The sequence below is a fragment of the Aminobacterium colombiense DSM 12261 genome (assembly GCF_000025885.1).
Classification (GTDB): domain Bacteria; phylum Synergistota; class Synergistia; order Synergistales; family Aminobacteriaceae; genus Aminobacterium; species Aminobacterium colombiense.
Window position 1 is genome coordinate 1,304,547 of record NC_014011.1, and the last position, 21,588, is coordinate 1,326,134.

The 21,588-nt window shown below is 43.3% G+C and carries 20 protein-coding genes; 5 read left to right on the plus strand and 15 right to left on the minus strand.

Features of this window, described 5'->3' with window-relative positions; all coding sequences use genetic code 11:
• Positions 1–13: 13 nt before the first annotated feature.
• Positions 14–277 carry an EamA family transporter gene (locus AMICO_RS10420; RefSeq protein WP_083775790.1) on the minus strand — a complete coding sequence of 88 codons (264 nt, stop codon included), beginning with the start codon at positions 275–277 and terminating at the stop codon, positions 14–16.
• A 256-nt stretch (positions 278–533) separates the two neighbouring features.
• Here AMICO_RS10420 and AMICO_RS06555 point away from each other — a divergent pair, with 256 nt between their 5' ends.
• The 3 genes from AMICO_RS06555 to AMICO_RS06565 all read left to right on the plus strand — a co-directional run bounded on the left by AMICO_RS06555 (position 534) and on the right by AMICO_RS06565 (position 4,561).
• A complete protein-coding gene (locus AMICO_RS06555; protein ID WP_013048669.1) occupies positions 534–1,583 on the plus strand; it encodes a hypothetical protein in 1,050 nt (349 codons plus the stop codon).
• Positions 1,584–1,742: 159 nt separating this feature from the next.
• Entirely contained in the window at positions 1,743–3,107 is a 1,365-nt protein-coding gene (trkA, locus tag AMICO_RS06560) for a Trk system potassium transporter TrkA (RefSeq protein ID WP_013048670.1), read from the plus strand.
• Between the two features lie 2 nt (positions 3,108–3,109).
• Positions 3,110–4,561, plus strand: a complete 1,452-nt coding sequence (locus AMICO_RS06565) for a TrkH family potassium uptake protein (RefSeq protein ID WP_013048671.1) — start codon at positions 3,110–3,112, stop codon at positions 4,559–4,561.
• Positions 4,562–4,594: 33 nt separating this feature from the next.
• Here the strand turns inward: AMICO_RS06565 and AMICO_RS06570 are convergent, their stop codons facing one another.
• The gene (locus tag AMICO_RS06570) at positions 4,595–6,085 is read right to left on the minus strand and encodes a potassium/proton antiporter (protein ID WP_041459367.1); all 1,491 of its coding nucleotides are present in this window, start codon (positions 6,083–6,085) and stop codon (positions 4,595–4,597) included.
• A 283-nt stretch (positions 6,086–6,368) separates the two neighbouring features.
• Here AMICO_RS06570 and AMICO_RS06575 point away from each other — a divergent pair, with 283 nt between their 5' ends.
• Positions 6,369–6,560 (plus strand): ferredoxin, encoded by a 192-nt coding sequence (locus tag AMICO_RS06575; protein ID WP_013048673.1) that lies wholly within the window; start codon positions 6,369–6,371, stop codon positions 6,558–6,560.
• Positions 6,561–6,607: 47 nt separating this feature from the next.
• Here AMICO_RS06575 and AMICO_RS06580 read toward each other — a convergent pair whose 3' ends face one another.
• Both AMICO_RS06580 and AMICO_RS06585 read right to left on the minus strand, forming a co-directional pair.
• Positions 6,608–7,906, minus strand: a complete 1,299-nt coding sequence (locus tag AMICO_RS06580; RefSeq protein ID WP_013048674.1) for a hemolysin family protein — start codon at positions 7,904–7,906, stop codon at positions 6,608–6,610.
• Positions 7,907–8,005: 99 nt separating this feature from the next.
• On the minus strand, positions 8,006–8,242 hold the full coding sequence (locus tag AMICO_RS06585) for a zinc ribbon domain-containing protein (RefSeq protein ID WP_052292813.1): 237 nt from the start codon (positions 8,240–8,242) through the stop codon (positions 8,006–8,008).
• 362 nt (positions 8,243–8,604) lie between these two features.
• Here AMICO_RS06585 and AMICO_RS06590 point away from each other — a divergent pair, with 362 nt between their 5' ends.
• Positions 8,605–10,026: an MATE family efflux transporter gene (locus AMICO_RS06590; RefSeq protein WP_013048675.1), complete on the plus strand. Its 1,422-nt coding sequence runs from the start codon at positions 8,605–8,607 to the stop codon at positions 10,024–10,026.
• Here AMICO_RS06590 and AMICO_RS06595 read toward each other — a convergent pair.
• The 11 genes from AMICO_RS06595 to larAH6 all read right to left on the minus strand — a co-directional run bounded on the left by AMICO_RS06595 (position 10,021) and on the right by larAH6 (position 21,547).
• Entirely contained in the window at positions 10,021–10,737 is a 717-nt protein-coding gene (locus AMICO_RS06595) for an LrgB family protein (protein WP_013048676.1), read from the minus strand. The genes AMICO_RS06590 and AMICO_RS06595 overlap by 6 nt on opposite strands.
• Positions 10,724–11,092: a CidA/LrgA family protein gene (locus AMICO_RS06600; protein WP_013048677.1), complete on the minus strand. Its 369-nt coding sequence runs from the start codon at positions 11,090–11,092 to the stop codon at positions 10,724–10,726. The genes AMICO_RS06595 and AMICO_RS06600 overlap by 14 nt, the downstream gene beginning before the upstream one ends.
• Positions 11,093–11,259: 167 nt before the next feature.
• A complete protein-coding gene (locus tag AMICO_RS06605; protein WP_013048678.1) occupies positions 11,260–12,567 on the minus strand; it encodes a RidA family protein in 1,308 nt (435 codons plus the stop codon).
• A 64-nt stretch (positions 12,568–12,631) separates the two neighbouring features.
• Complete coding sequence (locus tag AMICO_RS06610; RefSeq protein ID WP_013048679.1) at positions 12,632–14,122, minus strand: tripartite tricarboxylate transporter permease; 1,491 nt, start codon at positions 14,120–14,122, stop codon at positions 12,632–12,634.
• Positions 14,123–14,145: 23 nt separating this feature from the next.
• Positions 14,146–14,658 (minus strand): tripartite tricarboxylate transporter TctB family protein, encoded by a 513-nt coding sequence (locus AMICO_RS06615; protein ID WP_013048680.1) that lies wholly within the window; start codon positions 14,656–14,658, stop codon positions 14,146–14,148.
• 134 nt (positions 14,659–14,792) lie between these two features.
• Positions 14,793–15,773, minus strand: a complete 981-nt coding sequence (locus AMICO_RS06620; RefSeq protein WP_013048681.1) for a tripartite tricarboxylate transporter substrate binding protein — start codon at positions 15,771–15,773, stop codon at positions 14,793–14,795.
• 86 nt (positions 15,774–15,859) lie between these two features.
• Complete coding sequence (locus tag AMICO_RS06625) at positions 15,860–16,780, minus strand: fumarylacetoacetate hydrolase family protein (protein ID WP_013048682.1); 921 nt, start codon at positions 16,778–16,780, stop codon at positions 15,860–15,862.
• A gap of 46 nt (positions 16,781–16,826) precedes the next feature.
• Entirely contained in the window at positions 16,827–17,822 is a 996-nt protein-coding gene (locus AMICO_RS06630; RefSeq protein ID WP_013048683.1) for an isocitrate/isopropylmalate dehydrogenase family protein, read from the minus strand.
• A 77-nt stretch (positions 17,823–17,899) separates the two neighbouring features.
• Positions 17,900–18,568, minus strand: coding sequence for a GntR family transcriptional regulator (locus tag AMICO_RS06635; protein WP_013048684.1), 669 nt, complete (start codon positions 18,566–18,568; stop codon positions 17,900–17,902).
• A 31-nt stretch (positions 18,569–18,599) separates the two neighbouring features.
• Complete coding sequence (locus tag AMICO_RS06640) at positions 18,600–19,775, minus strand: iron-containing alcohol dehydrogenase (RefSeq protein WP_013048685.1); 1,176 nt, start codon at positions 19,773–19,775, stop codon at positions 18,600–18,602.
• Positions 19,776–20,287: 512 nt separating this feature from the next.
• Positions 20,288–21,547: a nickel-dependent malate racemase, LarAH6 family gene (gene larAH6, locus AMICO_RS06645; protein ID WP_013048686.1), complete on the minus strand. Its 1,260-nt coding sequence runs from the start codon at positions 21,545–21,547 to the stop codon at positions 20,288–20,290.
• Positions 21,548–21,588 lie beyond the last annotated feature (41 nt).

The window sequence follows — 21,588 nt, forward strand, 5'->3', positions numbered from 1 at the left end:
TTCTAATCTAAACTTATTGTTTCATTCCCAACAAAATAAGAATACCACCAATTATGGTGATTGTGTGGATGTTTTCTCTCCACAAAAGCCAAGCTAAAAATGAGCTCCTAAGAGATTCCCCTAAAAGCGCGACAGAAACGCTCCCTGGGTTGAGGTAACGTAACGTCCAATTATAGCAGCTATGCCCAAGAATTTGGGGGATAAGAGCCATTCCTCGCAAAGCCCCCCATGTGGAAAAAGGAAATCCTGTAAAAGGATGACCTTTTATCAGGACCAATAACTACAAAAGAACCGCTGCCATACTATAACAGTGAGAGGTATATGTAAGCAATAAAGGGCAATCCAGATAGGAATAGTATTAACAATGACAACAGGATTAGCGCTGCCAGGCCAACCCTATAGGTAGCTATCACAAAAAAGGCGAAAAAATACATGATACGATATAAATCCAATCTGTCTCTCTTCTCTTTCTGCTAAAAATATGGCATAGTATAAGCGCACTATAAAGTGCTGTAACGGAGGTGAGTGTAAGAGTGCTTTATTCCAAATACCCTCCAGATTTGGTAAAGAAGGCTCTTGATCTAAGCTCCAGGATAGATTTTTTGTTACGCCAAGATATAGTAGAATCGGTAATTCACGATGCAACAGTATGGCTTCCATCCCTTGGCCAGGAATTAGGCCTCCCATCTGTTTCTTCTGTTTGTGAACCCCCTATTAATTGGAAACAAATTATAACCACTCTTTTTCATTGCACGCTGCTGACAAATCCGGAAAGTCGCGAAACACCTGAAGAAGGAGCTCGACGATGGCATTTAGTGCTCTCAGCAATGGGCGAAACAGCTTTCCCTTATTTATATGACACTCTCCCCGAACGTCAATTCATGAAAATATCGCAACAAGAAATCGTTACCGCTTCTACCAGAGAGTCTGCGCCCCACTTACCCTGGGATTCTGTGCCTTCATGGAAATGGGGGCATTATGCCAGCATTTATCTTGACATTCCTGAATCTAATGAGCTTTTTTGGCATATCAAGGAAAATAACACGGGGTGGACAACTGCCCATATGGCATCACTGCATGGGCGCATTTTTGCCAGTTCATCGCTGCTCCACCAGCAAACAAGATGTGTACCTTTAGGTTTAATTCTCGACTCTTCTCAAAGTAAAAGACAAAAAACTACTCTTGAGATGCTCTCTGTGGCATCGGTTTATTATTTGGCAGGATTCGTTTTCCCTCAGGTTAATGAATATCTGAAAGCTCCTTTTGACAGCGTGAAGACAACGGTTATCGAAGCCATTCTAAGTAAAGGCACAAAACATCAAGATCCATCATGGTTAAGTGGAGCTCTTCGCAATTTGTATATTCTCTATGGAAAACTTCCTCTTGAAAAAATAGGACGGCTTGCAGCTCTTCTCTTCAGAAGACTCCAGGCTCTTCTCTATTCTGAACAGCTTTTGCGAAGCACAATAAGCGATATGGGGAATCTTTTTTCAAAACATGCGGGTAAAAATGCTACAGAGAGGGTTCTCCGTGTATTTGAGGGCATGGTTCCCGAATATTCCTATTGGCTCATTCCTACCTAAAAACAACCTAAGAGGTATTGGCATTAAACCTGACAAGCGATATTATACGTTGTTATAAAGCTGACCTTGAAGGTCAGCTTTATAATGGTTGCGTTTCTTCAAAGCTTTGATAGTATGGCTTGGGGGTACTCAGAATATTTTGGAAGCAGGGATTATTTTATGCGTATAGTTATAGTAGGAGCAGGAGAAGTTGGGTATCACGTTGCGAAAAGCCTCTCCACTGAAGGTCATGGTATTACTGTTATAGAAGAAGACGAAGAAAGAGCACTAAAAGTAGACAATGAGCTTGATGTTATCACGATACGAGGGAATGGTTCCCGTCCTTCCGTACTAGAAGAAGCCGGTGTAGTTGCTGGTTGTTCTGTAGATATTCTTGTTGCGTGTACCAATCGCGATGAAGTGAATATTATGGCTTGCTGGATCGCCAAAAGGGCAGGCGTAAAACGAGTTATTTCGAGAGCGCGGGGATTGGAGTACACAGACAGCCCAACGTGGGCACGAGACTTGGGAATTGACGTAATGAGCTCTCCAGAAAGATCTGTTTCACGCCAAATCATAGAGCTTCTTACAGTCAGTTCTGCAGTGGAAACAGCAGAACTTCTCGAAGGGGTCGCCGGCATTTACGCATTCCCCATTGCCCTTAAATCACCTCTCGCAGGTGCTAGTTTGAAACAGCTCCGTGTTCGATACCCTCATGTTACAGCTATCATTGTGTACGTGAAGCGTAATGGCAAGGGTTTTGTGCCATATGGCGACAATATTTTACAAGAAGGAGATCTGTGTTTCACAGTCACAAGAAAAGACCAGGTTTGGAAGCTGGAAGAAGTTTTTACAGGAAAAAAGAGTACTCCCCTTCGCCGGGTGTTTATAATCGGCGGAGGAAAGCTGGGATTTCAGGTTGCACATCGTCTCGAATCCCAATATAGAAATGTGGACATCCATCTTGTTGACCATAACAAAGAAAAGTGCGAACGCATAGCCACCGAATTGCAGCGCACCCTTGTGTTGTGCGGAGATGGCGCCGATGAAACGCTCCTCAGACAGGAAGGTATAGAAGAAGCGGATGGCCTCGTTACCGCAACCGAAAGCGATGAAGCCAACATTCTTTTAGGAGTTGTTGGAAAAGCATTGGGGGCTAAAAAAACCATAGCCGTCGTCCGAAAACAAATGTATATGCGCCTTGATAATTACATCTCGGTGGACTCCATGGTAAATCCTAACCAGGCTCTCGCATCCGTAATTATGAGCTACGTTCGATACCCCTCAGGAGCAGGTACGCTTTCACTTCTCGATAAGGTTGACGCAGAAATGCTTGAGGCTCATCTTCCAGCAGGAAGCTCGCTTTCTGGTCTTTCATTGGCAGAAATGAATCTGCCTAAAGGAATGCTCTTTGCCCTTGTACGCCGTGGCAGGGAGGTCTTCGTCCCTATCGGTAATACTATTTTACATGAAGGAGACCTCGTGACTATATTCGCCTCTTCCGAGATGATGCCCTTGGCAGTAGAAAAGCTTGGAGTAAAGTAACGATGAAACTCCGGCTCGTGGCACGGGTACTTGCCCTCCTATCTGCTATGATCTCGATTTTTATGTTCTGGCCACTTTTCTGGGCATTTCTTGACGGAACCCCGGATGTTAAGGCTTTTTCAGTGTCAATCGCCATTGGTTTTTTAATTGCAGCCTTCCTCTATATATGGGGCAGGCAAGATTCGTTTCAAGACATTGGAATACGAGAGGCCTTTGCCGTTGTAACTCTTTCATGGGTTACAGCCTCGATTATCGGAGGTCTTCCTTATCTTTTAAATGGGACTGCCGCAACATTTACTGATGCTTTTTTTGAAGCCATGTCGGGATTTACCACTACCGGCGCCTCTATACTCACAAATATTGAAGCAGAACCAAGAGGCATTCTCTTTTGGCGTGATCTTACCCATTGGCTTGGCGGAATGGGAATTATAGTTCTCAGCCTTGCTATTTTACCCTTTATTGGAGTGGGTGGAATGGAACTCTATAAAGCTGAAGTTCCCGGACCTATCCCTGAAAAGATGACACCTCGTATTCAACAAACGGCTCTACTTCTATGGGGGGTTTATATTTTTCTTTCTGCACTGCAGTCTATTTTATTACTCTTTGGAGGAATGAACCTATTTGATGCTCTGACCCACACTTTCGGAACCATGGCTACAGCTGGTTTTTCTCCTAAAAATGCAAGCGTCGCCCATTATGGAAGTGCCTATATCGACTGGGTCATTACCATTTTTATGTTTTTGGCCGGCAGTAACTTTGCCCTTCATTATCATTTTCTTCAAGGGAAATGGGATGCATGGTGGAAAGACGGTGAGTTTCGTGTCTATTTTTCTATCACGACATGCTGCACCTTCATTATTACTATCCTTCTTCTAAGAAAAGGGATTTATAGCAACATATTTGAAGCTTTAAGATATGCTGCCTTCCAGGTCGTTAGTATTATTACAACAACAGGCTTCGTCACTGCTGATTATGAACTCTGGCCTATTTTTACTCAGTTTTTGCTTCTTATACTTATGTTTATCGGAGGATGTGCAGGATCCACAAGTGGCGGCATCAAAAACTTACGTATAATGGTTCTTGTTCGCCACGCCTATACAGAACTTTATAGATTACTTCATCCCAAAGCCATTATCCATACCAAAATTGGGGATCGGACACTCTCTAAAGAAATAGTGGGCTCCATAACAGCTTTTTTTCTTCTTTATATTGGCCTTTTCACCTTAGCGACTCTGCTTATGACTGGCCTTGGGTTAGACTTAGTATCTGCTATATCAAGCGTAGCAGCTACCCTTGGAAACATCGGCCCGGGATTGGCCATTGTCGGGCCAACTAAGAATTACGCCCTGATCCCTGATATAGGCAAATGGATTCTATCCTTCTGTATGCTCTTGGGGCGACTAGAACTTTACACCGTCCTTATTTTATGTGTTCCAGCAACGTGGAGGCGATAGAAATGAGCCCGACATAAAGGAGCCGGGCTTTTTTCATATTTCGTTTTCGTTGTCAATCTCCCGTCTTGTTATCACTTCTCGTGCCTTCTTCAGTGCCTCTGGCTCTCCCAACACAAGCAGCGTATCATATGGCTCTAATACAGTTTGCCCACGAGGGACAAGAAAGTTTTTATCTCTTCTCACGAGGAGAATTAAAGCACCTGGAGGAAAGTGCAACTCTCCTATAGTTTTCCCTACCACTGCTGTTCCAGGAAGAATATCAAGCTCTCGCGTTTCGTTTCGTACATCATTTTCGGTTTTGTCAAATTCCAAAGGGTATCTCGGACGATACTCTAAGGGTTTGTCCACCTTTAAAAAACGGGCAAGGGGCATGAGAGTCATGCCTTGAAGCAAAACTGACGTTAATACAATAAAGAAAACCATATTGAATATCTCATTAGACTTGGGATGGCCCAAAAGAAGGGGGAAAGTTGCTAAAACGATAGGAACAGCCCCTCTCAAACCAGCCCATGCCGCCAGGGTTCGCTCGCTAAAAGAAAAGGAACTTCCAATAAGTGTCAAATAAGTAACCACAGGGCGCGCCACAACCATTAGAAAAGCCGCGCTCAAAAGCCCATCTTTGGCCACACGTGGCAAATGGGAGGGAAAAACGAGCAGCCCTAAAACTAAAAACATGATAATCTGCATCAACCATCCCATGCTATCGTGAAAACGAATCAGGCTTTTTTTATAAATAAAATCGCTATTTCCTAATATAAGACCACATACATAGACTGCTAAAAAACCATTTCCGCCCATTTTTTCAATAAGACCATAGGTCAAGAGAACTATGCTAGCTCCAAGGACAGGATAGAGCCCTTCGTAATCCAGACGAATCCGGTTCATAAGCCTTGCTGCTCCTCTGCCTAACAACCAACCTGCCACTCCCCCGAAAATCATTTGTACTACAAACCTTGGAAGAAGCTCTGTCCAGCTCATGGTGTTTTGAGAAATAACCTGAAGTACGGCGAGGGTTAAAAAAATCGCCATGGGGTCGTTGCTTCCAGATTCGAACTCTAAAAGAGAGCGCAGATTGTCTCTCAAGCTGACCCTTCGAGAGCGAAGCACAGCAAAAACAGCAGCTGCGTCTGTTGAAGACACTATAGAACCTAATAGCAAGCCATCTTGCCATGAAAAGCCCAGTATGCAGCAAACAAAGAGCCCCATAACAATAGCTGACAAGGCTACTCCAATAGTAGCCATGACAACACCTCTCACTAATACCGGTTTAATGTTATACCAATGAGTGTCAAGACCTCCAGCAAAAAGAATAAAAGCAAGGGCTACGCTGCCTACCATGTTGGCCGCAGCTGCATTATCGAATTGAATACCTCCCGGACCATCAGAGCCAGCCAGCATTCCAATTGCGAGGAAGGTCAAAAGAGCGGGGAAACCAAACCGTTCTGCCAGTTTGCTCGAAAATATGCTTAATAGAAGGAGTATTGATGTTACAAGAAATATCAATGGCAGATCAAACACTTTCATCACCTCAAAAAAACATTCTTCAGTTGACCATTTTACGGGAAACCTGTAATATATACGTGTTACTTTTTTATTATTTCGTGTTACGCACTTGTGAGATAGATAAGTATATTGTACTTCACAATATGGACACTTCAGTCCGTTGATTCTCCTCAAGAAAGCGGAAAGGCTCCCACCTGGCCTTTCCGCTTGATATTATTGTAAAAATCATGCTTTAATAATATTATAAAGGACACTGAGAGCAACTTTGTTAAGGGAAATAGCATAACACAAAGGAGGAAAACTTATGAAAGCATATGTTGATCTAGATATGTGCATCGGGTGCGGGTTATGTGTTTCTCTGTGTGATTCTGTTTTTGAACTAGATGAGAATGGCAAGGCTTTTTCAAAAATAGAGCCCGTTCCTCAATCATCCGAAGGCTGCACTCGCGATGCGGCGGATCAGTGCCCTGTAGAAGCAATCCACATAGAAGAATAAATGGACTGAATATTTTGCAGGGAGGCAGCGTTATACTGCCTCCCTTTTCATAACATTAAAACGCTATCGTCTTCCCCTTCTTCATCAAAAGTGTAATTGGGATTTTTAACAATACGCACCTTGTCTATGCGCTGGCCCATTACTTTTACAACCTCAAAGCGAAGAGGCCCCCACTCAAGGGCAGCCCCAACTGCTGGCAAAGTCTTGAACTGTTCAAAAAGCCACCCGCTCAACGTACTGGATTCACTTTCAGGGGCGTAGGGCATCCGGAGAAACTTTTCAAAGAGTTCTTCCAGGTAGGCATCACCGCTCGCTAGATAGATATTTTCTTCTACCTGGGTATAATATTCCTTGAAATCGTCGTGTTCATCGTATATTTCGCCTACTAGCTCCTCTAAAATATCTTCAAGGGTAATAATCCCGGATGTACCGCCATATTCATCTAAAACAATGGCAAGGTGGGCTTTATTTCTTTGCAACATCTTTAATGCGTCCATTAAGGTGGCGCTGCCTGCTATCAGCAGTGGCGGAGCCATAATAGAACGAAGGTCAACATGCTTGTCATTGATATAATGGTTCAGAAAATCTTTTTCGTTGAGAATGCCAATGATATTGTCGAAGGTTCCTTCATATATTGGAACACGGGAATAATGATTCTTCAGCATAAGATTTTTTACATTCTCGAGGGGCTCATTCACATTTAACGCAAACAGGTCCACTCGTGGAGTCTGTATTTCACAGACTTCTATCTCAGAGAAATTCACTGCGTTTCCTATAATATCCTTTTCGACCTCAGGCAACTCTCCTTCTTCTCCCATGGTTTCTACAATACTTAACAATTCATCATGTGTGACGCTGGGCAAAGCGGCTGTTCTGCTTTTGCCCCGCAAGTAATTAGACAGATTTGTTGTAAGCCATGTAAGGGGAGAAAGAAGAAAAACAAAAAAATACACCCAGGCAGCAGCACCGAGAGCAAAGTTTTCAGCCTTATCCTTCACAAAAGCCTTGGGAAGGATTTCTCCAAAAAGGATGATGAGAACAGTCATAAGAAGTGTTGCATAAACCACACCGATAGGTCCCATCAAAACAGAAAGGATGCCTGCCGCCGCAGAGGTCATGACAATATCAACGATATTCCCGCCAATGAGGATCGCAGAAATCGTTTTATTGAAATCCTTTGCAAGGTCGAGTGCCTTTTTAGAGCCTTTACGTCCCTCTTCTACAAACCGTTTAAGACGTATTTTATTAACACTGGAATAAGCTGTCTCGCTTGCTGAAAAAAAAGCTGAAAGGATGAACATAAAAATAAAAAATAGAGCGAACAGTATTACGGAACTCTCAGCCACTAAAAAAAACCTCCATTTCAGGCTATAAGGCTATAATTTTACTATGAGTATAATAACAGAACATTAAGAGATAATGTTACTTATTGTTCTATTTGTTGATTAGTGACTTCGCCACCTGCGGAGCCCTAGTAAAAACTCAGAAAGCATTTGCCGTGCTTCTTCTTTATCGAAACCCTCAGCCACCATGAAGAGGATACACTTTTCTATCATCTCGTCTATAGTTATACCCGGCTGCTCAAAAGCCCCGTTTCTGTAACAATAAATACAATAGTTATGGGAAAGGCTTCCGTTTCTTTCCGAACCTAGAAGAGAGGGGGTCTTCAAGAGGCATTCCACAACTTTGACAAACCTTTTTCATGGCACCACCTCCTTTAATAAATAAAAATTATGCTTTAATATGAGCAATAATAGTAGCACAACTTATGTATTGCCACTCTTGCCTTTTTATTTTTTCCCCTATTTTTGTATTTGTAAAACTCCCTCTAACTCCATTTCCTGCGGCAAGGGTAGAAAGCATTATCAAGTTTTTAGGCGTACCCTACGATTAACCTCCTGTAGAAGGCCTTCGGTTGAATTTTTCTACATTTCACGTATAATAGTTTTTTGTATATAATGAAATAGATATTTACATTCAATTGCGTTGTATCCACTAAACAGATTTCTTTTCTTTGTATTTCCCAGAAAGGATGTAGAAAATATTGAAATACACATTCGATCCGCTGCGAGGGAGTATTTTCTCGGTATTCCTATACTATTCCTCGCTGACGGTCATAGGAATGCTGGCGGTTTCCTCGGCCAGCGCCATCGATGCCGCTTTTCTAGGGAACATGGATGGCGAGGTTGCCTTGGCTACAGTAACGCTGACACTCCCCTTTGTCATTTTTGTGGGAGGAGTGGCGTTTATGATGGGTATTGGAGGATCAGTTTCCTGCGGCAAATATCTCGGAGCCGGCGATGTTCAGACGGCATCGGCCATTTTTACAAAAACTCTTCTAGCGACCCTCCTTTTCGCGGTGGGGGTCTGTTTCACAGCAACAATAGGAGTTGACCTATTAGTTGTACTCCTGGGTGCAAGCCCTGCCATTGCTCCATCTGTGCGCACTTATACATCAATTTTAACCCTATTTATCCCTTTTTCAGTTACAGGAATTTGTCTTTCATATTTCGTAAGAGTTGACGGCAGACCGCTTCTTGCTGCTGTTGCTATGACAGTAGGTGCCATAGTAAATATTTCCCTTGATTGGCTTTTTGTCGTAAAACTACATTGGGGTATACAGGGAGCTGCTTTCGCAACAGGATTCTCCCAAATTACCCTTCTCTGCATGCTGTTCTCCCATTTTCTACAAAAAAAGGGGAAATTGCGCTTTAATATGCGAGGAGGCTCATGGAAAGAAATTATTCGAGCTGCCTATAACGGGTTCTCTGAATTTGCCAACGAAATTTCAGCTGGATTTCTTACGTTCCTCTTTAACAGAATCATGATCAGGCGTTTAGGGGTAGCCGGTGTTGCAGCTTATACAATTGTCAACTACATTCTCTACCTTGGCTCTATGGCATGTTATGGTATCAGCGATGCCATACAGCCAATTATCAGTAAAAATTTTGGTGCTGGAAAAGCTAAGCGAATCAAGGGGTTCTTATGGATAGCAGGCGGAACAGTTACTTTTTTAGGTATCCTTATTGTGAGCATTCTACTTCTGATGCCAAACTCAATGATTAAGCTTTTTACAAACTCAGAAGCAGAAATAACAATATGCATTGCCCGTGATTTTATAGCTCACTTCTGGCCAGCTTTTTTGCTTATTGGAATCAATATCGTCTTTTCTTCATATTTTACTGCTATGCAAAAGCCGGTACACTCAGCATTTATCGCCATATCGAGAAGTCTCGTGGCACCAGCAACGCTGCTATATATACTTCCTCTTTTCCTTGGCAACAAGGGGATATATATGGCTGTTCCATTAGCGGAGCTCGCTACATTCATCCTTGCACTCGCACTCTTTATGCCGAACTCTCCATTAAAACTGATACGCTCTGACCAAATCTACAAAAAACTAGGAGAAAAAAGAGAGCTTTTCCCACAAAAGGGTGTTCCCACTTCAGAATCACGCTTCTCATAACATTTTAAAGAATGGAATAACCCACAAGAGAAGAGGCACCACAATTACAGTAACAACGCCACAAAGGCCTGTAGCAAGGCTGCTGAAGGCACCCTCTGTCTCTCCCATCTCGAAAGCCCGGCTCGTCCCTATAGCATGAGAACTAGACCCAATGGCCAGACCTCGAGCAATCGGATGATGAATCCCAGCTATTTTACAAAGGATGGGCGCCAGAATAGCACCAGTTACTCCCGTAATAATAATAGAAAACACTGTAACAGGAACTATACCCTCAATAATGCGGGCTATTTCGATTCCTATAGGGGCTGTCACAGATTTAGGAACCAGAGACAGAAAAAAATCATTGTTAAGATTTAAAAAACAGCATAAAAACCAAATACAGACAAAAGAAGTGAGAACCCCTGCAACTATAGAAAGCATTATCGGTTTCAGAATAGCTTTTAATCGTGACAATTCACGGTATATGGGCACAGCTAAGAGAACAGTAATCGGACCAAGCAACATAGCGATAATATCTCCACCGCGCCTATATTCTTCATAGCTGTAGTCAGTAAATGTCAGAGTGATACCGATCACTAGAGATGAAAATACTACTGGAGGCAAGAGGACAAATCTTGCTTTGTCACGAATCCAGCACCCCAAAAGATAAGTGCCAATGGTAAGAACTATGGCAAAAAGAGGGGTTTGAAATATTTCTTTAAAGACTGCCACTGGACTTTTCCTCTTTTCTTCGAAGAAGGTACTGTGCTGTTATGCCCGTTGCTACCATAACAAGAGACGTAGAAAGAACAATTATGAAAATTAGCTGTGGAACAACATCAAGTATTTTTTCTTTGGCCGCTACCACACCGACAACAACAGGCACAAAGAAAAACGCGAGATTTCCCAGGCAAAAGTCCGCCAGGTCCTTTAACGATTCAACAGAAATAACGTTACAGTACATAAGGGCAAATAAAAGTATCATCCCTATAACACTTCCAGGAATGGGAATACCTGATAAGACCTGAATACTTTGACCAATAAAGAAAATGACGCATACAATGAACATTTGCCGTAAAAGATTCAAGGCAATCCCCCCTTAAACCTAAAATTCCGTCAGATTGTACATATAAATACGTGTCCGCACCATAAAATTTTTCTATGGTTACCGATAAAAATGTTTCCGGGAAGAAAAGTCTCCCCGGAAACATAAAAAAGAACTTTGATCTAAATGTTCTGTCAAACCCCAGAAAATTACGGTGCGTAAACCCAGAGATCAGTCAAAATTGTGCACCCGGGAATTGGCAACGGAGCGGGAACTTCAACTGCTGAAAAAGGCAGGGCCTGCCCTGGTAAACAATTTTGCCAACTCTGGTAAGCAGGGTAGAATTCGTTAAGATCAGTGTGGAACTGTTGGATGCGGACCACATTTTTCAAAGAAGTTCCTGCTGCCTGGCAAATCTTTTCTGCGTTGTTCAGAATATGCTCCATCTGACACTGAGCAGAAGAACCAAAATAGGGCTGTCTGGGATCAATCTCGCATCCTGGAGCAAGACCATTCTCATCAGCGGCCATAAGACCAGTAATAAAGAGAAGATCCCCTGCTCTGATCGCTACTGTCTGATCTTCATATCCTGTAAAGACATCGTGCTTGATGATCTCTTTTTTGGTTTTTCCGCCATCAGCAAGAGCCAAAACTGTAATTTCTATTGCCGCTTCAGAAATTGCGAAGCCTGGAGTAGCTGTAGGAATAAGTGTTGTTACCGGCGGGTTTTCAGGGAAATACTTATTCCAAACTTCTCTAAAGGCGGGGAAATCTTCTATGTCTCGCATATATACCTGAGCCTTAACGATATTGCCAAGGGATGAACCGCTTGCTCGCAATGCTGGCTCTAGTCTGTGCTTAATAATATACTCAGTCTCTAGTTTTATCTGCTTGCCCCGCCAGAGATAACCAGGTACAGGACGTGCTTCCGGCGGTATGCACTCATTTCTTCCTTTACCACTTGTCGCCATCATTCCCGCTACAAAAATAAAGTCACCTGCACGCACTGCCGGAGCATATCCGGAAGAGGCCGGCGCATCTATCTCAGGTGGGTTAATAGCTTCAACAGAGAAATCCTCGCTGGGAACAACCGCGATCATCTCTACCTCTATATCTGCATTATTAATAAGAAGGCCCTTTTGCAAAATAGAAGTGCTTGGAGGAATATAATCACCAAAGGCCGCTTTCCTCCCAACATGATATGGGTCTACTGCTTTCCAGGTAGTATAGTACTGATCTACTCGTACTACGTTAGACATGCCGCTTCCCGCACTAGAAAGCAAGGATTTGAGTCTGTTGAAAATGAAATCCGTTTCCTTTTCATTTTTAGGTTTGCCTGACCTCGGAAGACGAGGGTTGTGTACCTCCGGAGAAAGTCCCTGTTTAAAATCAGTAGCCATATGCCCCGTCGCAAAAATCCAGTTACCGGCTTTTATTGCCTGGGCATACTGTATTTTTCCTTTAGCAATTTCGACAGGGGACAAAAATTCCAATGTTTTCTTCTTTGTGTCATCCATATAAATTCTCCTTTCTCTTGCTATGTGGCAATTTTCAGATGTCAGTAATAATGGAAAGAACCCATCAAGCTGCTTCACATCTCCTACTTTTTATTTCTCGTCTCACACTAAATACTAAGAATAGGATAGCCGTTACTATAAAGGCCAGAGAATAAGGTCTGGTAAAAAATATCTTTATACCAGCATCTGGCAACATCAAAGATGCTCGTAGGCTTTTTTCCATAATTGGACCTAAAACCAGGGCCATTGCCACTGATAGAACAGGGAAACCGCCTTTTTCAAAAAAGTAACCAATGAGTCCGAAAACAATGGAGAGCCAGAAATAGTAAACGTGACCGTAGCTTATAGAGGGACCTACTATTGAGAGGACTAAAACAAAGGGGATCATATATTTGTTATCCACCATCGTGGCTAGCTTGCCTATAAAATTAGCTAAAAACAACCCCATCAACAAAAGCAACACATTAGAGATCATCATCGCTAAAAAGATAACGTAAACCAAATCCAGCTGGTCACGAAACAGGCTTGGTCCTGGGACCAATCCGTGGATCAGCATAGCACCCATCATCATCAGGGTATTGGAATCACCTGGAATTCCCAGTGTTAGCATGGGGACCAAGGCACCACCTGTTACAGAATTATTTGCGCTTTCGCTTGCCACAACACCTTCCTTAGAGCCTTTGCAAAACTCCTCGGGATTTTTAGAAGCCCTTTTAGCCTCACCATAAGCCATAAAAGAAGCCATGGTTGCTCCCAGCCCCGGCAGTATGCCAATTACTGTTCCAATAATACTGGATCTCAAAATATTAAACCACATTTTAGGCAAGTATTTGTACGCAGAGAAAACTCCTGTCACTTTATACCTTACAATATTAGAAGCAGCGGGGCGCCCCACCATTCTGAATGCTTCTGCAACACATAATAACCCTATAGTTGCCGGAACCTCAGGAATACCTATAGTGAGTTCTTGAATGCCGAAGGTAAATCTTGGGAAAGGACAGATTAAGTCTAGCCCAACTGTAGAAAGCAGCAAACCGAAGGACGCTGCAATAAAACCTTTGAGAACCGATTTACATGACATGGTAAATACTACTATTATGGCGAGAAGACAAAGAGAAAAATACTCCGGTCCTGCAAAAAGAGTCGCAATCCGTGCCAACTTTAACGAAAGAAAAATGAGGATAATACAACTGAAAATTCCACCAAAAGATGAACTATATGTAGCTAACCCTAATGCGGTGCCACCCTCGCCTTTTTGGGTCATAGGCCACCCTTCCATCGCTGTCACGGCCGCTGTCGGTGTTCCTGGAATGTTCATTAGAATAGCCGTTATGGATCCTCCATATATGCTGCCGCAATAGATGCCGCACATCATAATGAAAGCCGAATATTTTGACATCGTAAATGTTAATGGAATCAACAATCCGATAGCTATGGTCGAAGTAAGACCTGGAGCAGCACCGACCATTATGCCGGAAAACACCGATCCAACAAGAAGTAAAATTTGGGTTGGTTGAAATATTATCCCTAAAGCCTGTGTGATCATGCCATCCATTTTTAAAAACCTCTCTTCTTAGATCAATTCAAAAAATATTCCCAAAGCTTGCCTGTTGGAAGGTAAACCCCTACGACAATGGCGAAGATGTAATACAAGCCGCCACCTAAAGCGACGCTAAATAAAGTACTATTTAACATCTTGCTGCCAAGCACTCTCATTATGAGGAATATGAAAATGATCGTTGAAGGCAAAAAACCTATGGTGATAATAAGAGCCGGATATATTAAGCAAAGTAAAAAAGCGTAGGCTGTATTACGAATTAGAATCGATTCTTCATCTAAAGCATCTTTTTTCCAGACCACGTTTAGCTTGCTTAAGCTATCTAAAACAAAAGAGAATCCGCCATTATTTTTGAAAAGTGATATCATAAGAAGGAGTGCCCCAGATCCTGTAAAAATGGAAAAAACTCTCGGAAAAAGAGCGAGACCGCCCGGATCTGCGTTAATAACAGGAAAACTAAATGTCTGCACAAAAAATATCAAACTTACAAAGAATGTTAAAAGAGCTACAGCCCACTCCGCGATAATAGTCATGGTAACACCTCATTCTTACCAAGTAGGCCTGCCTATACCTCTGCCAAGGCCAGGCAGGCCTATATAGGTTTACGTACTAAAAGAGATCATTTTTAATCATCGAATCCCCTTTTGTAACTGCTTATTGTCAAAGGCTACTTGCTCTGCATCAAACTTAAAGCCTTGGTTATGTTTTCCTGCATCTTGTAGAGATGCTCTGTGTATGCCGCACTATCCTTTTTGTAAACAGACTGTCCCAGCTTTTCAAGCTCTGCTCTGAACTCAGGAATTTCCCATACCTTCTTGTTGGCTTCTTCAAGAATTTTTTTTACGTCCTCAGGAAGTCCCTTGGGACCGCCGATGCCGTAAGGAATTTCCCATACGATGTCATAACCAAGCTCTTTAAATGTCGGAACGTCAGGGAAGTCAGGGTGTCTTTCGCTGCCAAAATAACCGATAAACTTCAGTACACCATCATTAACGTAGGGAATGGCGGGTCTAATGTAAGAGCTGACTACATCCACATGTCCACCCAGTATTGCAGCGTTCATTGCTGGAGAGCCGTCATGCGCTATGGCTTTGGCGCTGAATCCAGCCTGATCCATCCACAACAACAGCGGCTGATGGTGGCTTCCGCCTATATCAGAAACACCCATGGTCATCTTGTCAGGATTCTTCTTTGCTTCTTCAGCGAAGTCCATTGCTGTGTTCCAGTGTGATTTGCTCTGTGCCACTAGAACAGGAGACTGATAGCAGAAACTTCCTATAACATCGAAATCACTGATATCAAGGGGAGCGAGGTTCATTGGCTTATACTTGGGTAAATCTCCCTGGACAACAACGAGGGTATATCCATCAGGTCTGGCATTTTTGGCTGCGGCGTATCCTATACTTCCGCCACCACCAGTGATGTTTTCCACAACAATCTTCTGTCCAAGAATCTGCTCCAGATACTTCGTATAGATTCTGCTAGCAGTGTCTCCACCGCCCCCTGCTTGCCACATTACTATCCACTTTATCGGCTTACTGGGATAATTTGACTTTCCAGCTGCCATGGCAGGTTCAACGCAAACAGCGAACATCAGGGAAAAAACAAACATAACCAATACAGCGACAAACGCTCTTTTCTTTACCATTCTTTATTCCCTCCTTAGTTATTTAGAAGCCTAAAAGCTTTCATAGTAGCCAGGGGAACAAGCTAAATGATCTTATTCGGTTAATCCTATCTTTTCTCCGCAACAATCTTGTTTTCAAGAACGCCAAGGACATCGCATTCTATACGGCAAACATCGCCGGGGAACATGTGGGTGGGATTCTTGCTGAACTTAGCAATTCCGCCAGGGGTTCCAGTTGCGACCACATCGCCTGGTTCAAGGGTGAAAACCTCAGAAAGGAAAGCTACAAGTTTGGGAATTCCATAGAGCAAATTCTTAGTATTGGAACTCTGCAGCTGCTTGTCATTTACCCAGAGTTTAAAGTTCAGATCCATAGGATCAGCTACTTCATCTGGTGTGACAAGGGTAGGCCCCATGGGGGCGAAAGTATCAAAGGTTTTTCCTCTTAAGACCTGTTTGTCGAGGGTGGTAATATCACTGGCCGAAACGTCATTGAAGATGGTGTATCCTGCAATATAGTCATAAGCATCTTCCTCAGATACATAACGAGCAGGTTTGCCGACCACAAAGGCCACTTCAACTTCATAGCCAAGCTCATCTGTGGCATCTGGTTTAATAATGCAATCTTCTGGACCACACACACTGTTCTGATACTTTGAGAAAATTCTTGGCGCTGCAGGTGTGGGAACACCTGTCTCTTCGATAAAATCTACATAGTTGTGGGAAAGGCAAATTATTTTTCCTGGATCAGTGATAGGTGCCATAAGCTTTACTTCAGAACGCTCAAAAACCGCCTTATCATCTATGGTGCCCTCAAGCACTTTACGGGCAAGATCCATACCCCTCTCTTCTCTCGTGAGAAAACGCTTCATATCTGACGGCAAAAGGGCGTCCGCTACTACCTGGGGAGTGGGATCTCCTTCTTTGCACAGCTGTTTGGCGTAGGCAAGATTAAGATCGATAACTTTGTCTCCCACAAGCGCACCTAGTCTGTTGGTATTACATTTCTGGAAAGTTACTAAACGCATGCTCAAACCTCCTAATCGGTATCTTAAATGTCGGCTAGATCACAGATTACAATGCGTGGATTATGGCCTGTGTCATCTCTGATGTTTTCGCAGTTCCACCAAGATCTCGGGTTACAACCTTGCCTTCCCTTATTACGGTGGCCACTGCATTCTCCACTCGGTCTGCTCCTTCGCTATAACCAAGATGGCGAAGCATGAGACAAGCAGAAAGAATCATAGCGGTTGGATTGATTCTGTCTTGACCGGCATATTTGGGAACACTCCCATGCACAGACTCAAAGACAGCGATATCATCTCCGTAGTTCACTCCTGGCCCCACACCAAGGCCACCCACAAGACCTGCTGTAAGGTCGGAAACCATGTCGCCGTAGACATTGGGCATAACCATGACATCAAATGCTTCCGGCATTAGTACCAATCTCATACACAGAGCATCAATGATTACCTCGTCGAATTCGATTTGAGGATAATCTTTCGCAACTTCTCTGGCTGTCTTCAGAAAAAGACCATCAGTAAGTTTTAAGATATTGGGTTTTACTGAAGCCGTTACTTTTTTTCGCCCATTGGCGATGGCATACTCAAAAGCCTTACGAACTACCCGCTCCGAGCCTTTTTTTGTTATGAATTTCAGGGCTACAGCTACGTCGTCACTAAGCATCTGTTCTTGCCCGGCATAGGTGTCTTCCGTGCTTTCACGTACAACGATAAGGTCGAGATCTTTAAAGTTGGAACGTACGCCTTCGTAGTACTTGGCGTGGCGGATGTTGGCGTAAAGATCCAACTTGACTCTTAACGTTACGTTGGGGCTTCTAAATCCCTCCCCCACAATGTTTGTAAGGGGACCCTTAAGTGCAACCTTGTTGCGACGAATAGACTCCAGGGCTTTTTCGGGAACCGGTTCGCCGTATTCCGGCACTGCTACCTGTCCGGCTGCAACTTCTTCCCACTCTATCCCCAGCTTGAGGGCATCAACGACTTGGCGGGCTGCATTAACTACTTCTGGGCCTATTCCATCCCCTGGTATCAAGGTAATACGCGTCATATCGTTCTCCTCTTCTTATGTTTTTCCAAAAACGTTTGCACACATCGTTGTGCGCAAAAGAGCACTAAAACAACAATTTATTTATTTTTCTTGCCGATCTGATGTGTAACGCGATCCATGGCTTCAAAGGCATGCTTGTTTGCCGCTTCAAACGCTCCGACTGCATCCTTATTGAGCAATGCATCATAAATAGCCTTATGGCCATCTATCACATCTCCCCATCGATCAATGTTGCCAAGGGAAAGTTCCGCATATCTCCTGAGATTTTGTGAAATGCTGTTGTAGTATTGAGATAAAAGGCTGTTATCTATTGACTCTATAATCAGGCTATGGAAGGCCGTATTGGCAGAAACCATCCCCTCAAAGTCACCTTCTTCGATGTAACAACGGGATTCTTCGATGTTATTGGCTAGAGTCGCAAAATCCTCTTCAGTGAGCTTCTGAGCTGCTGCATAACAACCGTAGCCATCCAGCATGGCTTTGAGCTGATAATGTTCATGAACATTTTTAAGGCGTATTACAGAAACCCTTGCGCCACGATAGGGTAAAAGTTCAACAAACCCCTCATGGGCCAACATTCTCAACGCTTCTCTGATTGGTGACCTGCTTACCCCAAACATATCTGCCAAAAACGATTCTGTAAGGCGCTGGCCCTCCTCTATTTCGCCATCAAGGATCTTCTCTCGAGTAACATCTGTAATGCGGCGTGCAATTTGCAAAATCTCAGGAATCTGCTGTGTCCCCATTTTATTACTCCTTATCATTTAAGTTTTTTACTTAAATACGAGCGTCAAAGGCCTCTGTGTATATCTTGGCAATATCCTCAACAGTCAAATCGCGTGCACATCGACCCAAAAGACGACGCTCCTGCCAGCCTGCCTCTGCCCATCTTCCTACTGCGGTGCGATCTGTAATACCCACCTCCGTTAAGCTAATGGGCATTTCCACACTCTTCATAAAGGCAGCCATTGCATCCAGGGCAACTTCTACTCCCTCTCGAACAGAAAGCCCTTCCATATTTTCGCCCATAGCTTCTGCGAGAAGCATAAGACGCCTTCCCTTAGAGGCAGAAATGGCATTAAAGCAGGAGGTAAGCAAAACGCTTAATGAAACACCATGAACCACGTGGTACTCTCCGCCGATGGGATAGGCCAGAGCGTGTACCAGGCTTGTCCCGGCATTATTTAATACCATGCCCGCCATAAGGGAACCGAGAGACATCTGGTAGCGCGCATCTATATCATTAGGATCTGACCAAGCAACGCCAAGGGATTTTGTGATAATACGCACCGCTTCAAGAGCCAGTGCATCTGTAATAGGATTGGTTCTCTTGGAAACAAAGGGTTCTGCAGCATGAAGCCAGGCATCAAATCCGGAGGCACTAGTGACATTACGGGGGCTAGATACTGTAAGCATCGGGTCAACAATTGCTACGTTAGGAAGAAGAGCATCGGAAGCTACTGCTTTTTTTACATTGTTCTCCTGGTCTAAAAATATAGCGTGCTTCGTGATTTCAGACCCTGTTCCTGCGGTTGTTGGAATCATAATAGTGGGGCGCCCTTTGTGCTTTACTTTGTTCCGTCCAAAATACTCTCTTGTTTTTCCTGGATTCGTCGTAAGGGCTGAGGACATTTTAGCTACATCAAGAATACTACCGCCGCCTACGCCGATAACCACATCGAAGCCGCCGTCTGAAACTATCTTTGCAACAGCCTCTGCCAAATCTGTAGTTGGCTCTGTTGTGGAACGTTGGAGCACGTTCACATCATAATCGATTTTTTCACTTTTAATTGGGGCAAGCACCTTATCAAGAATCCCTGCTGATTTTACTGATGGCCCCGTTACAACGAGAACCCTTTTACCATTAAGACTTTTCACTTTTTCTGCGACACTGTTGACGGAATCTATGCCAAAAGCAATGTCAGGCGTCACAAAAGCGATATTTTTCCACATATGAACTCCTCCTTAATTAAATAGTTTTTTAAATAAAATCGTTTTTTGGGGATATTTTTAGATTCCTTTGTTATAAATTTCTCACAGTGCTGCGTTCAACGTGGAATATTGTACATTATGTACGATCTCGTTGTCAAGTTGATGAAGTCTTGCAGAGCCAAGAAGCGTATATAAGAGGGATTACACTACTAATTTACTCAGGAATTTTATTGGGATTGCGCATGCGGAAGCATTGACGTTTAGGAGTTGGCGGCTGCTTTGACATCAAACAGTTTTCCAGATATGCCGTCTCATTATCGGCAAGGATGTATTCAGGTTTGCAACCGGGAGAGTATTCTCCCTGAGGGTTTCTGGAACGCGGGAACAACATAAACCATCTTGGAAAAAAACTTTAAAGAGTTTATAGCTCCTCAGCAAAAAAGGATGGAGTCTTCTGGTGAAACGAAAATCATAGAAGGCTACTCCAGCTCTTTAATAATGGCGTAAACCAGTGCGGAGTGATAGTAATAAAGCTACAACACTCCAATCATAGGGACAGTAAGACTCCCCACAGGCATAACCACACTGCTAAAAGAAAATCCATGTTTGTTTTTTACGAATGAAAGAGCTTCGTCGAGGTCATTGACTTTTTGAGCAAATAACATGGCTGTTTGCTGCTGATCAAAATTGGAAATCAGCAAAATCTCCTTATTCAAAGCAACGCGGGCAATACCAAACGCCTTGTGACCGCCTAAAACAAATTTTTGACGTATTTTCTCTATTACTTCCATTGGCGTACGAGACATCCTCAGAAAATTTTCAAAGGTTTCTTCTCCGAACCCCATGGGACATTCCGCTAACAAAACGATCGTTCCGCCCTTTTTTGTGATGCGGTCTGCATGGTCCAGAGCCTTTTGTGCCTGGTACATGTTTATGTCCCTGGGGAAACCCCCGCAAGAAACAAATGTCACATCTACTTCCTCTGGCAATGGAATCTCGTACATTTCCGCAGAAATTTTTACGCCTTCAAGCCATGCTTTTTCAAAGTCTCCCGCAACTACTTCAACTATTTCTTTTTGGCTGTTTGGAACTACATTAACAATAAAATCCAGACCTGCCAAACGAGCCCCTTCCACCATTTCAATGCTAAGGGGGTTTGTTTCCAACGGCGGCATGGAATCGAGCAGTTCCACCATTCTAGAATGATTTAATTCTATCGTTTCCCTTGAAGCCACTCCTGGCAGAATGGATTTTCTCCCTCCTGAAAAACCTGCAAAATAATGGGGAAGAATTACGCCAACTGAAATAAGAAGATCTGCTTCAAAAACCTCGCTATTGATGAAAATAGGAGTGCCGTAAGACGTCGCTCCAAGGTTTTTTACATTTTCGCTGTCACAATCATGAGAAATAAAACGGTACCTTTCAACAAGGTTTTCTCCGAATATTTGTTTGTTCTGCTCAACGGTGTGCGGTTCGTGTATCCCCGTAGCTACCAAAAAAGTGACCTGGTCTTCTTTCACACCTTCTCTGTGGAGTGTTTCAAGAATAGGGGGAAGAAGTATGTCATTTGGAGTGGGCCGGGTAAGATCATTTACCACAATAACAACCTTTTCAGGCTTTTTGTTTCGCACAATATGGGAAAGAGGCAGGGTTCCCAAAGGAGCCTTAAGTCTCTCACGCACTAATTGAATTGGAGATTTTACGCCTGGCCGTTCATTGGCGGTAATGATGTTAGCTTGAACAAGTTCCTCCATGTTTAAACACAGAGAACCCTTTCCATATTTTAATAACAAGTCTTTCGTCCCCCCTTCTTTATATTTTCCAGATTTCTTTT

Bases quoted from the DNA above. Each gene is read 5' to 3' on its own strand.
- AMICO_RS06625 (WP_013048682.1), bottom strand. From the start codon at position 16,780: ATGCGTTTAGTAACTTTCCAGAAATGTAATACCAACAGACTAGGTGCG.
- AMICO_RS06620 (WP_013048681.1), bottom strand. From the start codon at position 15,773: ATGGTAAAGAAAAGAGCGTTTGTCGCTGTATTGGTTATGTTTGTTTTT.
- AMICO_RS06610 (WP_013048679.1), bottom strand. From the start codon at position 14,122: ATGGATGGCATGATCACACAGGCTTTAGGGATAATATTTCAACCAACC.
- AMICO_RS06605 (WP_013048678.1), bottom strand. From the start codon at position 12,567: ATGGATGACACAAAGAAGAAAACATTGGAATTTTTGTCCCCTGTCGAA.
- AMICO_RS06635 (WP_013048684.1), bottom strand. From the start codon at position 18,568: ATGGGGACACAGCAGATTCCTGAGATTTTGCAAATTGCACGCCGCATT.
- trkA (WP_013048670.1), top strand. From the start codon at position 1,743: ATGCGTATAGTTATAGTAGGAGCAGGAGAAGTTGGGTATCACGTTGCG.
- AMICO_RS06640 (WP_013048685.1), bottom strand. From the start codon at position 19,775: ATGTGGAAAAATATCGCTTTTGTGACGCCTGACATTGCTTTTGGCATA.
- AMICO_RS06575 (WP_013048673.1), top strand. From the start codon at position 6,369: ATGAAAGCATATGTTGATCTAGATATGTGCATCGGGTGCGGGTTATGT.
- AMICO_RS06570 (WP_041459367.1), bottom strand. From the start codon at position 6,085: ATGAAAGTGTTTGATCTGCCATTGATATTTCTTGTAACATCAATACTC.
- AMICO_RS06565 (WP_013048671.1), top strand. From the start codon at position 3,110: ATGAAACTCCGGCTCGTGGCACGGGTACTTGCCCTCCTATCTGCTATG.
- AMICO_RS06615 (WP_013048680.1), bottom strand. From the start codon at position 14,658: ATGACTATTATCGCGGAGTGGGCTGTAGCTCTTTTAACATTCTTTGTA.
- AMICO_RS06630 (WP_013048683.1), bottom strand. From the start codon at position 17,822: ATGACGCGTATTACCTTGATACCAGGGGATGGAATAGGCCCAGAAGTA.